Source organism: Streptomyces sp. NBC_00859 (assembly GCF_045161865.1).
In the GTDB taxonomy this organism is placed as follows: domain Bacteria; phylum Actinomycetota; class Actinomycetes; order Streptomycetales; family Streptomycetaceae; genus Streptomyces.
This window is the reverse complement of the sequence record NZ_CP108826.1, coordinates 5,608,078-5,621,021: the sequence shown is the minus strand read 5'-3', so window position 1 is coordinate 5,621,021 and position 12,944 is coordinate 5,608,078. Positions and strand designations below refer to the sequence as shown.

10 protein-coding genes and 1 pseudogene are annotated in these 12,944 nt (G+C 71.0%); 9 read left to right on the top strand and 2 right to left on the bottom strand.

Features of this window, described 5'->3' with window-relative positions; all coding sequences use genetic code 11:
- Positions 1-140: 140 nt before the first annotated feature.
- Entirely contained in the window at positions 141-2,276 is a 2,136-nt protein-coding gene (locus tag OG584_RS24605) for a molybdopterin oxidoreductase family protein (protein ID WP_405780978.1), read from the top strand.
- Positions 2,277-2,297: 21 nt separating this feature from the next.
- Here OG584_RS24605 and OG584_RS24600 read toward each other — a convergent pair whose 3' ends face one another.
- Positions 2,298-2,888, bottom strand: coding sequence for an NADPH-dependent FMN reductase (locus OG584_RS24600; protein ID WP_405780976.1), 591 nt, complete (start codon positions 2,886-2,888; stop codon positions 2,298-2,300).
- A gap of 97 nt (positions 2,889-2,985) precedes the next feature.
- Between OG584_RS24600 and OG584_RS24595 the strand changes: the two genes are divergently transcribed.
- The 5 genes and pseudogenes from OG584_RS24595 (at position 2,986) to OG584_RS24575 (ending at position 8,952) form a co-directional block, all read left to right on the top strand.
- The gene (locus OG584_RS24595) at positions 2,986-3,789 is read left to right on the top strand and encodes an aminotransferase class IV (RefSeq protein ID WP_405780975.1); all 804 of its coding nucleotides are present in this window, start codon (positions 2,986-2,988) and stop codon (positions 3,787-3,789) included.
- 67 nt (positions 3,790-3,856) lie between these two features.
- Entirely contained in the window at positions 3,857-5,026 is a 1,170-nt protein-coding gene (locus OG584_RS24590; protein ID WP_405780973.1) for an NAD(P)/FAD-dependent oxidoreductase, read from the top strand.
- Between the two features lies 1 nt (position 5,027).
- Entirely contained in the window at positions 5,028-7,580 is a 2,553-nt protein-coding gene (gene nirB / locus OG584_RS24585; RefSeq protein WP_405780971.1) for a nitrite reductase large subunit NirB, read from the top strand.
- A pseudogene (nirD, locus tag OG584_RS24580) lies at positions 7,577-7,891 on the top strand (nitrite reductase small subunit NirD); the annotation flags it as partial. The gene nirB and the pseudogene nirD, both read left to right, overlap by 4 nt.
- Positions 7,892-7,995: 104 nt before the next feature.
- Positions 7,996-8,952 (top strand): oxidoreductase, encoded by a 957-nt coding sequence (locus OG584_RS24575; protein WP_405780969.1) that lies wholly within the window; start codon positions 7,996-7,998, stop codon positions 8,950-8,952.
- Between the two features lie 144 nt (positions 8,953-9,096).
- On the opposite strand, the gene OG584_RS24570 is transcribed toward OG584_RS24575, so the two are convergent.
- Positions 9,097-9,501 carry a VOC family protein gene (locus OG584_RS24570; RefSeq protein ID WP_405780968.1) on the bottom strand — a complete coding sequence of 135 codons (405 nt, stop codon included), beginning with the start codon at positions 9,499-9,501 and terminating at the stop codon, positions 9,097-9,099.
- Between the two features lie 218 nt (positions 9,502-9,719).
- Here OG584_RS24570 and OG584_RS24565 point away from each other — a divergent pair, with 218 nt between their 5' ends.
- The 3 genes from OG584_RS24565 to OG584_RS24555 are packed head-to-tail and all read left to right on the top strand — an operon-like array spanning position 9,720 to position 12,760.
- Positions 9,720-10,994 carry an ABC transporter substrate-binding protein gene (locus OG584_RS24565; RefSeq protein ID WP_405780966.1) on the top strand — a complete coding sequence of 425 codons (1,275 nt, stop codon included), beginning with the start codon at positions 9,720-9,722 and terminating at the stop codon, positions 10,992-10,994.
- Complete coding sequence (locus OG584_RS24560; protein WP_405780964.1) at positions 10,963-11,895, top strand: carbohydrate ABC transporter permease; 933 nt, start codon at positions 10,963-10,965, stop codon at positions 11,893-11,895. The genes OG584_RS24565 and OG584_RS24560 overlap by 32 nt, the downstream gene beginning before the upstream one ends.
- 1 nt (position 11,896) lies before the next feature.
- Entirely contained in the window at positions 11,897-12,760 is an 864-nt protein-coding gene (locus tag OG584_RS24555; RefSeq protein ID WP_405780962.1) for a carbohydrate ABC transporter permease, read from the top strand.
- Positions 12,761-12,944 lie beyond the last annotated feature (184 nt).

Below are 12,944 nucleotides of genomic sequence, written 5' to 3'. Positions count from 1 at the left end.
GCCGCCGGCGCGCCCGGCCGCGGCGCCGTGCCCCGGCCCGCCCCCGCTCACACCGCGGGCCGGGGCGGGCGGAGGCGGGCGTACCCGGTGCGTAATGCGCCGCGGCCGGCGCCGTAACACGGCCGGACCACGCTGGGCCCATGCCTTCAGCGACTGCCCGCCCCGACGAGCCGGCCGCCGGAACCCCGCGCGGCCCCGCGGCCGTCCCGACCCACTGCCCCTACTGCGCTCTCCAGTGCGGGATGGGGCTCCGGCCCACGCCCGGCGGCCCGGCCGTGGTGGAGGTCGTCGAACGCGCGGACTTCCCGGTCAACCGCGGCGCCCTGTGCGGGAAGGGGCGTTCGGCGCCCGCGGTGCTCTCGTCACGGGTGCGGCTGACCGAGCCCCTCGTACGGCGCCGCGCCACCGGACGGCTCGAACCGGCCGGCTGGGACGAGGCGCTGGGGCTCGTCGCCGACGGACTGCGGCGCACCCGTACCGCTCACGGCGCGGACGCTGTCGGGGTCTTCGGGGGCGGTGGGCTCACCAATGAGAAGGCCTACGCCCTGGGGAAGTTCGCCCGGGTCGTGCTCGGGACCTCGCAGATCGACTACAACGGCCGGTTCTGCATGTCCTCCGCGGCCACCGCGCATCAGCGGGCGTTCGGCCTCGACCGGGGGCTCCCGTTCCCGCTGGAGGACGTCGGGCGTACGGGGTGCCTGATCCTCGTCGGCTCCAACATCGCGGAGACCATGCCTCCCGCGCTCCGCCACCTCACCGCGCTGCGGGAGAACGGCGGCAGGCTCATCGTCGTCGACCCGCGCCGCACCAGGACCGCCGAGCAGGCGGACCTGCATCTGGCGCCCCGGCCGGGGACGGATCTGGCCCTCGCGCTCGGGATGCTGCAGATACTGGTCGCGGAGGGCCGGACCGACGACGCCTTCATCGCGGCCAGGACGTCGGGCTGGGAGGAGGCGCGGGCGGCCGCGATGGCGCACTGGCCCGAACTGGTGGAGCGGATCACCGGGGTACCGCTCCCCCAACTGCGCTCGGCGGTCTCCATGTTCGGCGACGCTGAGTCGGCGATGGTGCTCACGGCGCGCGGCCCGGAGCAGCACTCCAAGGGGACCGACACGGTCGGCGCGTGGATCAACCTCTGTCTGGCGGCCGGGAGGGCCGGGCGCCCGTTCTCCGGTTACGGCTGTCTCACCGGACAGGGAAACGGTCAGGGCGGGCGCGAACACGGCCAGAAGGCGGACCAGTTGCCCGGCTACCGGAAGATCACGGACCCTGCCGCCCGCCGGCATGTGGCCGGAGTGTGGGGCGTCGGCCCCGATACGCTGCCGGGTCCCGGGCGCAGCGCCTACGAGCTGCTCGACGCGCTGGGAGGGGAGGTCAGGTCTCTGCTGCTGATGGGGTCCAATCCGGTCGTCTCGGCGCCGCGGGCAGCTCATGTCGAGGGCAGGATCCGCTCGCTGGACTTCCTGGCCGTGGCCGATGTGGTGCTGTCCGAGACGGCGGCACTCGCCGATGTGGTCCTGCCTGTGACGCAGTGGGCCGAGGAGACAGGGACGACGACCAGCCTGGAGGGACGGGTTCTCCTGCGGCGTGCGGCGGTGCGGGCTCCGGCCGGTGTCCGCAGCGACCTCGATGTGCTCCACGGCCTCGCCGGTCTCCTCGGGCACGAGAAGGGTTTCCCCACCGAGCCGGAGGAGGTCTTCGACGAGCTGCGCAGGGCGTCGGCCGGGGGCCCCGCCGACTACGCGGGGATCAGCTACCGCCGTATCGCCGAGGCGGACGGTGTCTTCTGGCCGTGCCCGGACCCGGCGCACCCCGGCACTCCACGGCTCTTCCTCGACCGGTTCGCCACCGACGACGGGCGGGCGCGCTTCGTACCCGTCTCGCACCGCCCGTCAGCCGAGGAACCGGACGCCCAATACCCGGTGTTCCTCACGACGGGCCGCGTCGTGTCCCAGTACCAGTCGGGCGCGCAGACCCGGCGGGTGGACGAGCTGAACGCGGCGGCGCCCGGTCCCTTCGTGGAGCTGCACCCGAGGCTCGCCGACCGGATCGGGGTGGTGGAGGGGCAGCGGCTGGCCGTGGTCTCGCGGCGCGGACGGGCGGTGGCTCCGGCCCGGATCACCCGTGCGATCCGGCCGGACACCGTCTTCATGCCCTTCCACTGGCCGGGCGCCGGCCGCGCCAACACGGTCACCAACCCCGCACTGGACCCGGCGTCCCGCATGCCTGAGTTCAAGGTGTGCGCGGTACGGGTGGAAGCGGCGCCGGACATCTGAGCCGGTCGCCCGGTCCGGCCGTCAGCCTCCGTACGGCCGCGCCTCCTTCGCGTCCCGCAGCGCCAGCCCCCACCAGACGAGCTGGTCGAGCATGACCTTGGCTGCGGCCTCAGCGGCCTGGGGGTCCTTGTGCGTGCCGTCCTCGTCGAAGTGGCCGTGCGCGTGGTGGAAGCTCACCGTGTCGCGGACGGTGACCGCGTGCAGCTCGGCGAAGACCTGCCGCAGCTGCTCGACCGCGCGCAGACCGCCGGATACGCCGCCGTACGAGACGAACCCGACCGGCTTGGCCTGCCACTGGCCGAAGTGCCAGTCGATGAGGTTCTTGAGGGAGGCGGGGAATGAGTGGTTGTACTCGGGGGTCAGGACGACGAAGGCGTCGGCGGAGTCCAGCTGCGGACCGACCCGGGCGAGCACGTCGCGCACCTCGGGCGGGGGGTTGCGGGAGAGCGCGGTGGGCAAATCGACCTCGGCGAGGTCGACGACATCGAGGGTGAGGTCGGCACGGGGCCGGACGTGGGAGAGGAACCAGTCGGCGACGGTGGGTCCGAAGCGGCCGGCGCGGTTGCTGGCGACGACGACGGTCAGATTCAAGGGGCGCGTGATGAGGTCCATGACGGGAGCGTCATATATCAAGCACGGTTGAGGTCAAGCGCCATCGAGAAAGGAGATGCGCAAGAGACACACCGGCACAGCCTCCTACCGTGATCTCATGCACATGGAAATCGACGGCCGGGCCGTCAGCGACGACTCCCTCAGCGCACCAGCCTTCCTCAACTACGGTCACTACACCGCCATGCAGGTCGACGACCGCCGGGTGCGCGGTCTCGTACTGCACCTCGCCAGGCTGGACTCGGCGACCCGCGAGCTGTTCGGCACGGGGCTCGACGCGGGGCACGTACGCCGTCTGATCCTGCACGCACTGGACGGGGCAGGGGTACGGGACGCCTCGACGCGGGTGTACGTGCACTGGCCCGACGGGAACGAGGCCCCCACCGTAACGGTCACGGTGGGGCCGCCCGCCGAGCCGTCGGGGGAACCACGGAGCCTGATGTCCGTCCCGTACCAACGGCCGGTCCCCCACATCAAGCATCTGGGCAGTTTCGCGCAGATCCACTACAGCAGGGCCGCCGTGCGGGCGGGCTTCGACGATGCGCTGCTGACCGGTCCCGGCGGCGTGGTCACGGAAGGAGCGAGCAGCAACATCGGCTTCTGGGACGGAACTTCGCTCGTCTGGCCGGACTCGCCCGCACTGGCCGGGACCACCATGGCGCTGCTCGAACCGGGCCTGCCATCGGTCCGCCGCCGGGTGACCCTGGACGGTCTGGGGGCGTACAGGTCGGCCTTCGTGACCAACGCACGCGGCATTGCACCGGTCTGCCGGATCGACACCACGGAGTTCACGGTCGACGAAGAGCTGACGCGGAGGGTGTCGGAGGTCTACGCGTCGGCACCGGCGGAGGAGATTCAGGAGGGCCTGCCTCGGCCCCTCACAGCGGGGGCGCGCCCGTGCTGAGCCCGAAGTGCCACCGGGGAAACAGCCGGGATCCGGCCGGGTAACAGCGGCCCCGCAGCCTGGAGCCATGCACAAGGACGAGGACATCGTGGTGATCGGCTGCGGCACGGCCGGCTCCCGGCTGGCCCGGCAACTGGGCGCCGGTGCCCGGGTCACCGTGCTCGGGGAGGAAGTTCACGCCCCGTACAACCGGGTCCTTCTGACCGACGTGCTCGCCGGGCGCTGCGACCCCGGGGACATCGCGCTCCCCTCGGCCGGGGAGCGGCGCGGGGTGCGCGCCGTCCGGATCGACCGGGCCGAACGGGTGGTGCGCTGCGACGACGGCGGGGCGGTCCCGTACGGGACGCTGGTGCTCGCCACCGGGTCGAATCCGGTAATGCCGCCACTGCGCGGGTTCGACGGGGAACTGCCCGACGGGGTGCACCCGTTCCGCACGCTGGATGACGCGCTGGCGCTCGGCTCCGCGGTGTGCGGCTCCACCCGCGCGGTCGTCGTCGGCGGCGGACTGCTCGGCGTGTCGGCGGCGCGCGCGCTGGCCGGACGCGGCGCCCGGGTCGTCCTCGTCCAGCAGGGCGAATACTTGATGGCCCGCCATCTCGACGCTCGCGCAGGCGAATTGCTGTGCGGCCATCTGGAGGCGCTCGGTGTCGAGGTGCACACCGGCTGCCGGATGCGTGGTCTGCGCGGACGGGATGTAGAACTGGCCGACGGATACGTACTGGAGTCCGACCTCACGGTGCTGGCCTGCGGGGTGCGCCCGAGGACCGGACTGGCGCGGGCGGCCGGACTCGCCGTACGGCACGGCATCGTCGTCGACGACGGCCTCCGCACGTCGGACCCGGCCATCCGCGCCATCGGCGACTGCGCTGAGCACCGCGGCCAGGTGTACGGCCTCGCGGGCCCGGCCGTCGAGCAGGCCGACGTACTGGCGGCCCAGTTGACCGGGTCCCCGGCCGCGTACACCGGGACCCGGGCCCTGACCCGGCTGACGCTCCCCGGCGCGGCCCCTCTCGACCTGGCCGCCTTCGGTGAGCCGACCCCGCTTCCCGGTGACGACGTGGTGCGCCTCGCGGACGCCACGCGTGGCGCGTACCGCACGGCCGTCGTCCGCGGTGACCGGCTCGTCGGGGGTGTGCTGCTCGGTGACCTCAGCGCTGTCGGTGAGCTCGCCCGTACCTGGGAGGGCGACGAACCGCTCCCCTCCACACCGCTGTTCCATCTCCTTGGAGGCTACTGAGATGTCCACACCCACGATCGTGGTCGTCGGCCACGGGATGGTCGGCCAGCGATTCCTCGAAGCACTCGCCGATCACGGCGTCACCGGCCGCGCCCGGGTGGTGGTGTTCTGCGAGGAGTCCCGCCCCGCCTACGACCGGGTCGGGCTCACCTCGTACTTCTCCGGCCGGACGCCCGACAAACTCTCGCTGGTCGAGGACGGTTTCATGGAGCGCAACGGCATCGAGCTGCGGCTGGGCGACCCGGCCACGGGCATCGACCGCGCCGCCCGTACGGTGACGTCCCGCTCCGGCGGGGTCCTCCCGTACGACACTCTCGTCCTCGCGACCGGCTCGTACCCCTTCGTGCCTCCCGTCCCCGGCCGGGACGCGCCCGGCTGCTTCGTCTACCGCACCATCGACGACCTGCTGGCCATCGAGGAGTACGCGAGGGGCGCGCGGACCGGGGTGGTGGTCGGCGGCGGTCTGCTCGGCCTCGAGGCCGCGGGAGCGCTGAGCGGGATCGGACTGGACACCCACATCGTGGAGTTCGCACCACGACTCATGCCCGTGCAGATCGACGAGGGCGGTGGGGCGGCGCTGCTGCGCACCATCAGCTCCATGGGGCTCACCGTCCACACCGGTGTCGGAACGCAACAGGTGACGACGCGTGCGGACGGCGCGGTGGACGGCGCGGTGCTGTCGGACGGCTCCACGCTCGGCACCGACCTGGTGGTCTTCTCCGCCGGGGTGCGGCCCCGCGACCAGCTGGCCCGAGAGTGCGGTCTGGCGGTGGGCGAGCGCGGCGGCGTCACGGTCGACGGGCAGTGCCGCACGTCCGACCCGGCCGTGTTCGCGATCGGTGAATGCGCGCAGGCATCGGACGGCCGGGTGTACGGCCTGGTGGCGCCGGGATACGAGATGGCCGAGACTGCGGCGGCAGCCGTCGCGACAGCTCACGCGACGAGGCCCGGTGCGGCAGCCGGAGCGGAGCCCATGTCGTTCTCCGGCGCTGATCTCTCCACCAAGCTGAAGCTGCTCGGGGTGGATGTGGCGTCGTTCGGCGACGCGCACGGCCACACCGACGGTGCGCTGGACGTCGTCTACTCCGACTCCCGCTCGGGCGTCTACAAGAAGCTGGTGGTCTCCTCCGGCGGAGAACTGCTCGGCGGCATCCTGGTGGGCGACGCGGACGCCTATGCGATGCTGCGCCCGCTGACCGGGACCGTACCGCCCGTCGCCCCCGAGCAGCTGATCGCGCCGGCCGGGGCCGCGGTGGTGCTCGGCCCGTCCGCCCTGCCGGACGACGCGGTGGTCTGCAACTGTCACAACGTCACCAAGGCGGCCGTCACCGCCTGCGCCACACTGCCCGAGGTCAAACGGTGCACCAAGGCCGGTACGGGCTGCGGCAGTTGCGTCAAGCTGATCGGGCAGCTGCTGCCGGAGACCGGGGACGGCGGGCTGTGCGGCTGCTTCCCGCACAGCCGCAGCGAGCTGTACGAGATCGCCCGCACCCTGGGGACCACCTCGTTCGGCGCGCTCCTCGACAGCCACGGCCGCGAGCAGGCACGCGGGGGTGACGGCTGCGAGATCTGCAAACCGGCGGTCGGCTCGGTCCTGGCGAGCCTGGCCCCGGTCACCGGAGCGAGCGGTTACGTCCTGGACGGCGAGCAGGCCGCCCTCCAGGACACGAACGACCACTTCCTGGCGAACCTGCAGCGGAACGGTTCCTACTCGGTCGTGCCACGCATCCCCGGCGGTGAGGTCACCCCGGAGAAACTGATCGTGATCGGCGAGGTGGCCCGCGACTTCAACCTCTACACCAAGATCACCGGCGGTCAGCGCATCGACCTCTTCGGCGCGCGGGTCGAGCAGCTGCCGCTGATCTGGACACGGCTGGTCGACGCGGGCTTCGAGTCGGGCCACGCCTACGGCAAGGCGCTGCGCACGGTGAAGTCCTGCGTGGGGCAGACCTGGTGCCGTTACGGCGTGCAGGACTCGGTACGGATGGCCATCGGCCTCGAGCTGCGCTACCGGGGCCTGCGAGCCCCGCACAAGCTCAAGTCGGCGGTCTCGGGGTGCGCGCGGGAGTGCGCCGAGGCACAGTCCAAGGACTTCGGGGTGATCGCGACGGCCAGTGGCTGGAACCTGTACGTCGGCGGCAACGGCGGAGCCTCGCCACGCCACGCGGACCTGCTGGCCCAGGACCTCTCGGACGCCGAACTGGTGCGCCTGACCGACCGGTTCCTGATGTTCTACATCCGAACCGCCGACCGGCTCGAACGCACGGCGGCCTGGCTGGAACGGCTGGACGGCGGCCTGGAGCACCTGCGTGACGTGGTCGTCCGCGATTCGCTGGGCCTGTGCGACGAGCTGGAGGCGCTGATGGCCGCGCACGTGTCCGGCTACCGCGACGAGTGGGCCGAGACCCTCGGCGATCCCGAGCGGCTGCGGCGCTTCGTCTCCTTCGTCAACGCCCCCGGCGCCCCGGACCCGACCATCGCCTTCGTACCGGAGCGCGACCAGATCAAACCGGACCTGGCACTCCTCACCCTGGAAGGGACGACGACACGATGACGCTCCAGCTGCTCTGGCACGACGACTGGCTGACGCTCTGCGACCGCGCCGATCTGACACCGGGGCGCGGGGTGGCCGCGCTGCTCCCCGACGGCCGCCAGGCGGCACTGTTCCTGGACCGCGCCGCCCGGCCGTACGCCATCGGCAACCGCGACCCCTTCAGCGGGGCGCAGGTGCTCTCGCGCGGGCTCATCGGCACCCACGGCGGCCGGACATTCGTCGCGTCGCCGCTGCTCAAGCAGCGCTTCGACCTGGAGACGGGGGTCTGCCTCGACGACGCGACGGTCTCCGTACCGGCTTTCACCGTCCGGACCGCGGAACAGGACACGGCTGCGAAGGCGGCACGGCGGGGACCGAGCCGGCGGGAGACCGTGGCGCGGCCCCCCGGCGGCGGCCCCGGCCGTACGCTGGAGCCATGACCAAGGGCTGGAACGCGAACGACATCCCCGACCAGAGCGGGCGCACCGCGGTCGTCACCGGGGCCAACAGCGGGATCGGTCTCGTCACCGCACGAGAGCTGGCCCGGCGCGGCGCACGGGTCGTGCTCGCCTGTCGCAGTGAGACACGCGGCAAGGAGGCGGAGGCCGTGATCCGGCGCGACGTGCCGGACGCGGACACCGAGTTCGTACCTCTGGATCTCGCGGACCTGTCGTCCGTCAGAGCGTTCGCGTCCGCGTTCCGGGCCGAGCGGCTCGATCTGCTCATCAACAACGCCGGCGTGATGGCCCTGCCGCAAGGCACGACTGCCGACGGTTTCGAGACGCAGTTCGGTGTGAACCATCTCGGGCACTTCGCACTCACCGGGCTGCTGCTCCCGAAGCTGCTGGACACTCCGGGCGCCCGGGTGGTGAGTGTCTCCAGTGGCCTCCACGCGATCGCCAACATCGACATCAACGATCTCAACAGTGAGCGGAACTACCGCCGCTGGATCGCCTACGGCCGTTCCAAGACGGCGAATCTGCTCTTCGTGCACGAGCTGGCGCGGCGTATCGCCGCCGCCGGGTCCGGGCTCGTCGCGGCAGCCTCGCACCCCGGCTACGCGTCCACGAACCTCCAGACGGCCGGAGTGAGGATGGAGGGCCGCAAGGGCGCCGAGCGGCTGGTGGAGCTGGGCAACCGCGTGTTCGCCCAGCCCGCCGAGGCCGGTGCGCTGCCCTCGCTGTACGCGGCCACCGCGCCGGACGTACGTCCCGACTCCTTCACCGGCCCCAGGTTCCTGGGCTGGCGCGGGGAGCCCGGCCCGTCCGGGCGGACGAAGTGGACGACGAACGATCTGGCGGGCGAGCTGCTCTGGACGGCGTCCGAGCAGCTCACGGGGGTGACGTACGAGGGACTCGACACCCCCGGCGGGCAGGGGCCGCGCGGGGCCTGATCGGGCCCGATGAGGTACGACGGGGAGCGCGGCGGCCCGCGAGGGGGCGGGCGGGGGCGCCGCCGCCCGCCCCACGTCGGCTCGGCCCGCTCCCGCTCCCCGCCCCGGACCGGTCAGCCCCGGACCGGCCGGGCCCTGGACCGGTCAGCCCTGAACTGCGGCGGGGTCCATCCACATGACCTCCCAGATGTGACCGTCCGGGTCCTGGAAGGAACGCCCGTACATCGGCCCGTGATCCTGCGTGTCGTTCGCGGGCGAGCCGCCGGAGGCCAGGGCGGTTTCGACCAGCCGGTCGACCGCCTCTCTGCTCTCCTCGCTGAGACAGACCAGCACCTCGGTGGTCCTGGTCGCGTCGGCGATCTCCTTCTTGGTGAACTGCTTGAAGAACGGTTCCGTGATCAGCATCGTGAAGATCGAGTCACTGATGACGACGCACGCCGCGTTCTCATCCGTGAACTGCGGATTGATCGTGTATCCGAGTGCGGTGAAGAAGGCCTTGGAGACATCCAGGTCCTTGACCGGCAGATTGACGAAGATCATCTGGGGCATTGCGAGTCCTTCTTCCGTGTAAAGGCTGCCGCGGCCCGCCCCGCGGCGCGCCGTTCGAGAAGGTAGACGGCAGGGCGCCCCGAAACTCATCGGTCCCACGGAAGACAGTCCGCCGGGGCCGACATACGCGTGCAACACCCCTGTCGTAATTCCGCACCATGGTTGATCGTTGGGGCGTGCGACGACGACTGACGCCGACGGATCCAGGGGGACGCACCATGACCATCAGCCGCAGGCGACTGCTCGCCACCAGTGGCAGCCTCGCACTGACCGGGGCACTCGCCGCCGCGTGCGGGTCCAACACAGGCCGGGACAAAGACTCTTCGTCCGGCGGGAGTGGCGGGCCCACGCTCCAGCAGTGGTACCACCAGTACGGCGAAGCGGGCACCGAGCAGGCCGTGCGCCGGTACGCCGCCGCCTACCACCGGGCGGACGTCAAGATCCAGTGGCGGCCCGGCAACTACGACCAGCAGACCGCGGCCGCGCTGCTGACCTCGTCGGGCCCCGACGTCTTCGAGGTGAACGGCCCCACCCTCGACCAGATCCAGGGCGGCCAGGTCATCGATCTGACCGCCCTCTTCGACGGGGTCAAGGACGACTTCAATCCGGCCGTACTCGCGCCGAAGACCCACGACGGGAAGATCTGGGGCATCCCGCAGACCATCGACACGCAGTTGCTCTACTACCGCAAGAGCCTGCTCAAGGACGCGAATGTGCGGCCGCCGCGCACGCTCGACGAACTCGTGGACGCTGCCAAGGAGTTGACCGACAAGAAGGTCAAGGGGCTGTTCCTCGGCAATGACGGCGGCGCCGGAGTCCTCGGCGGCACCCCGCTCTACTCGGCCGGGCTGAGCCTTGTCACCGACGAGGGGAGGACCGGCTTCGACGATCCCGCGGCGGCCCGCACCCTCGGCAAGTTCCACCGGCTGTACGCCGACAAGTCACTGCTGCTCGGTGCCCCGGCCGACTGGTCCGACCCCTCGGCGTTCATCCAGGGCCTCACCGCCATGCAGTGGTCGGGGCTGTGGGCGCTGCCTGCGGTCAAGAAGGCCCTGGGGGACGACTTCGGGGTGCTGCCCTTCCCCGCGGACGGCGCCGCCGGAAAGCCATCGGTTCCGGTCGGCGCGTACAGCTCGGCGGTCAGCGCGCGCAGCAAGCACCGCGCGGAGGCCAAGGCGTTCGCCAAGTGGCTGTGGATCGACCGGACCGCGTACCAGGAGGACTTCGCACTCGCCTACGGGTTCCACATCCCGGCGCGGATCTCCCTCGCGAAGAAGGCGGCGAAGCTGCGCGACGGCGCGGCGGCGGACGCGGTCCGGTACGCGACCGAGAGCGGCTGGGCCCAGCCACTGCTGTGGACAACCGCCTGCCAGACGGCGTACCAGGACGCCCTCAACCGGATCATCAAGGACGGCGCCAACCCGGAGACCGAGCTGAAGGCGGTCGTCCGCAAGACCAACAGTGAGCTCCAGCGGGTACAGAAGAAGTCGTGAGGGACCAGTGAGACACCGCACGCTCTGGTTCTGGGTCTTCGTCGGCCCCTTCGCCGCCGGCCTCGCGCTCTTCACGTACGTACCGCTGCTGTGGAGTCTGTACCTGAGTTTCTTCGACGCCCACAACACGGTCTCGCCGACGAAGTTCGTCGGGCTCGACAACTACACATCGATGCTGAGCGACGGCGCGTTCACCTCCAGTCTGTGGACCTTCGCGGTCTTCTCGCTGTTCATCGTCCCGGCGACGTACGCGCTCTCGCTCGCCCTGGCGCTGATGGTGAACCGGCTGCGGTTCGCGCAGTCCTTCTTCCGGTCGGTCTTCTTCCTCCCCGCGGCCTGCTCCTACGTGGTCGCCTCCCTGATCTGGAAGCTCTCGGTCTTCAACGGGGTCCGGTTCGGGCTGGCGAACACCGTGCTCGGCTGGTTCGGCGAGGACCAGACCGCGTGGCTGTCGACGACCCATCCGCCCTGGTACTGGCTGGTGATCGTGACCCTGCGGCTCTGGCTCCAGGCGGGGTTCTACATGGTGCTGTTCCTCGCCGGGCTCCAGCGGATCCCGCCGCAGCTGTACGAGGCGGCCGCAGTCGACGGCGCGCGGCCCGGCTGGCAGGTGTTCCGGCACATCACGTTCCCGCAGTTGCGGGCGACCTCGGTCGCCGTGGTGCTGCTCCTGGTGATCAACGCGTTCCAGGCGTTCGACGAGTTCTACAACCTGCTGAGCGACGCCCGCGGCTATCCGCCCTACGCGCGTCCACCGCTCGTGTACCTCTACTACACGGCGCTCGGACAGGGGCAGAATCTCGGTCTCGGCAGTGCGGGAGCGGTCATCCTCGCCCTGATCATCGCGGTGGTGACGATCGTCCAGGCCCGCTGGTTCGGGCTCGGCAGGAGGGAGGACTGACATGCGTCGCAACACCGGCACCGTCCGCCGTGACGACGGCATCGTACGGGCGGGGCGCGCTCTGCGGACCGTCCTGCTGATCGCACTGGCGGCGCTCTTCCTGATCCCCTTCTATCTGCTCCTGCGGAACGGTCTCTCGACCGAGCAGGACATCACCTCACCGCAGTGGACGTTCTTCCCCTCCAGCCTGCAGTGGTCGAACATCCGCGAGTTGTTCGACGACCCGGCGGTGCCGATGGCCCGCTCCCTGCTCAACTCGGCCCTGATCGCGGTGGCGACGACTCTCGGCACGGTCCTGCTCGCCTCGCTGGCCGGATACGGTCTGGCCCGTATCCCGTACCGCCACGCGAACAAGGTGTTCTACGCGATCCTCGGCACCCTGATGGTCCCGGCCGCGGTGACCTTCGTACCGAGCTTCGTCCTGGTGTCCACACTCGGCTGGATCTCCACGCTGCGCGGGCTGATCGTCCCGACGCTGTTCTCGGCGTTCGCCTGCTTCATCTTCCGGCAGTACTTCCTGGGCTTCCCGCAGGAGCTGGAGGACGCGGCCAAGGTCGACGGCCTGGGTTACTGGCGCACGTACTGGCGCATCGTGGTGCCCAACTCCCGCCCGGTCTTCGCGGCGGTCGGCACGATCGTCTTCATCGGCGCGTGGAACGCCTTCCTCTGGCCCCTGGTGATCGGCCAGGACCGGAACGCATGGACGGTCCAGGTGGCGCTCTCGACCTTCACGACGGGTCAAGTGGTCAATATCCACGAGCTGTTCATCGCGGCGGCGGTGTCGATCCTGCCGCTGCTGGTGGTGTTCCTGCTGCTGCAACGGCACATCGTGGCGGGGGTGGAGCGGTCGGGGATCGACGACTGATGGGCGGTTCAAACCCCCGTGAGGTGGAGGCAGCTCCACCAGCGACCCGGAGCTCAGGTACACCGGTACTCACCCGGCAGCACCATCGCCCGGCGACCGGGGCCGGAGAAGACTGAACGCGTTCACCAGAACCCGCCGAAGGCCGGGGCAACCGGAAGCAGATCGTGGCGAAGGGAAGTTCCCA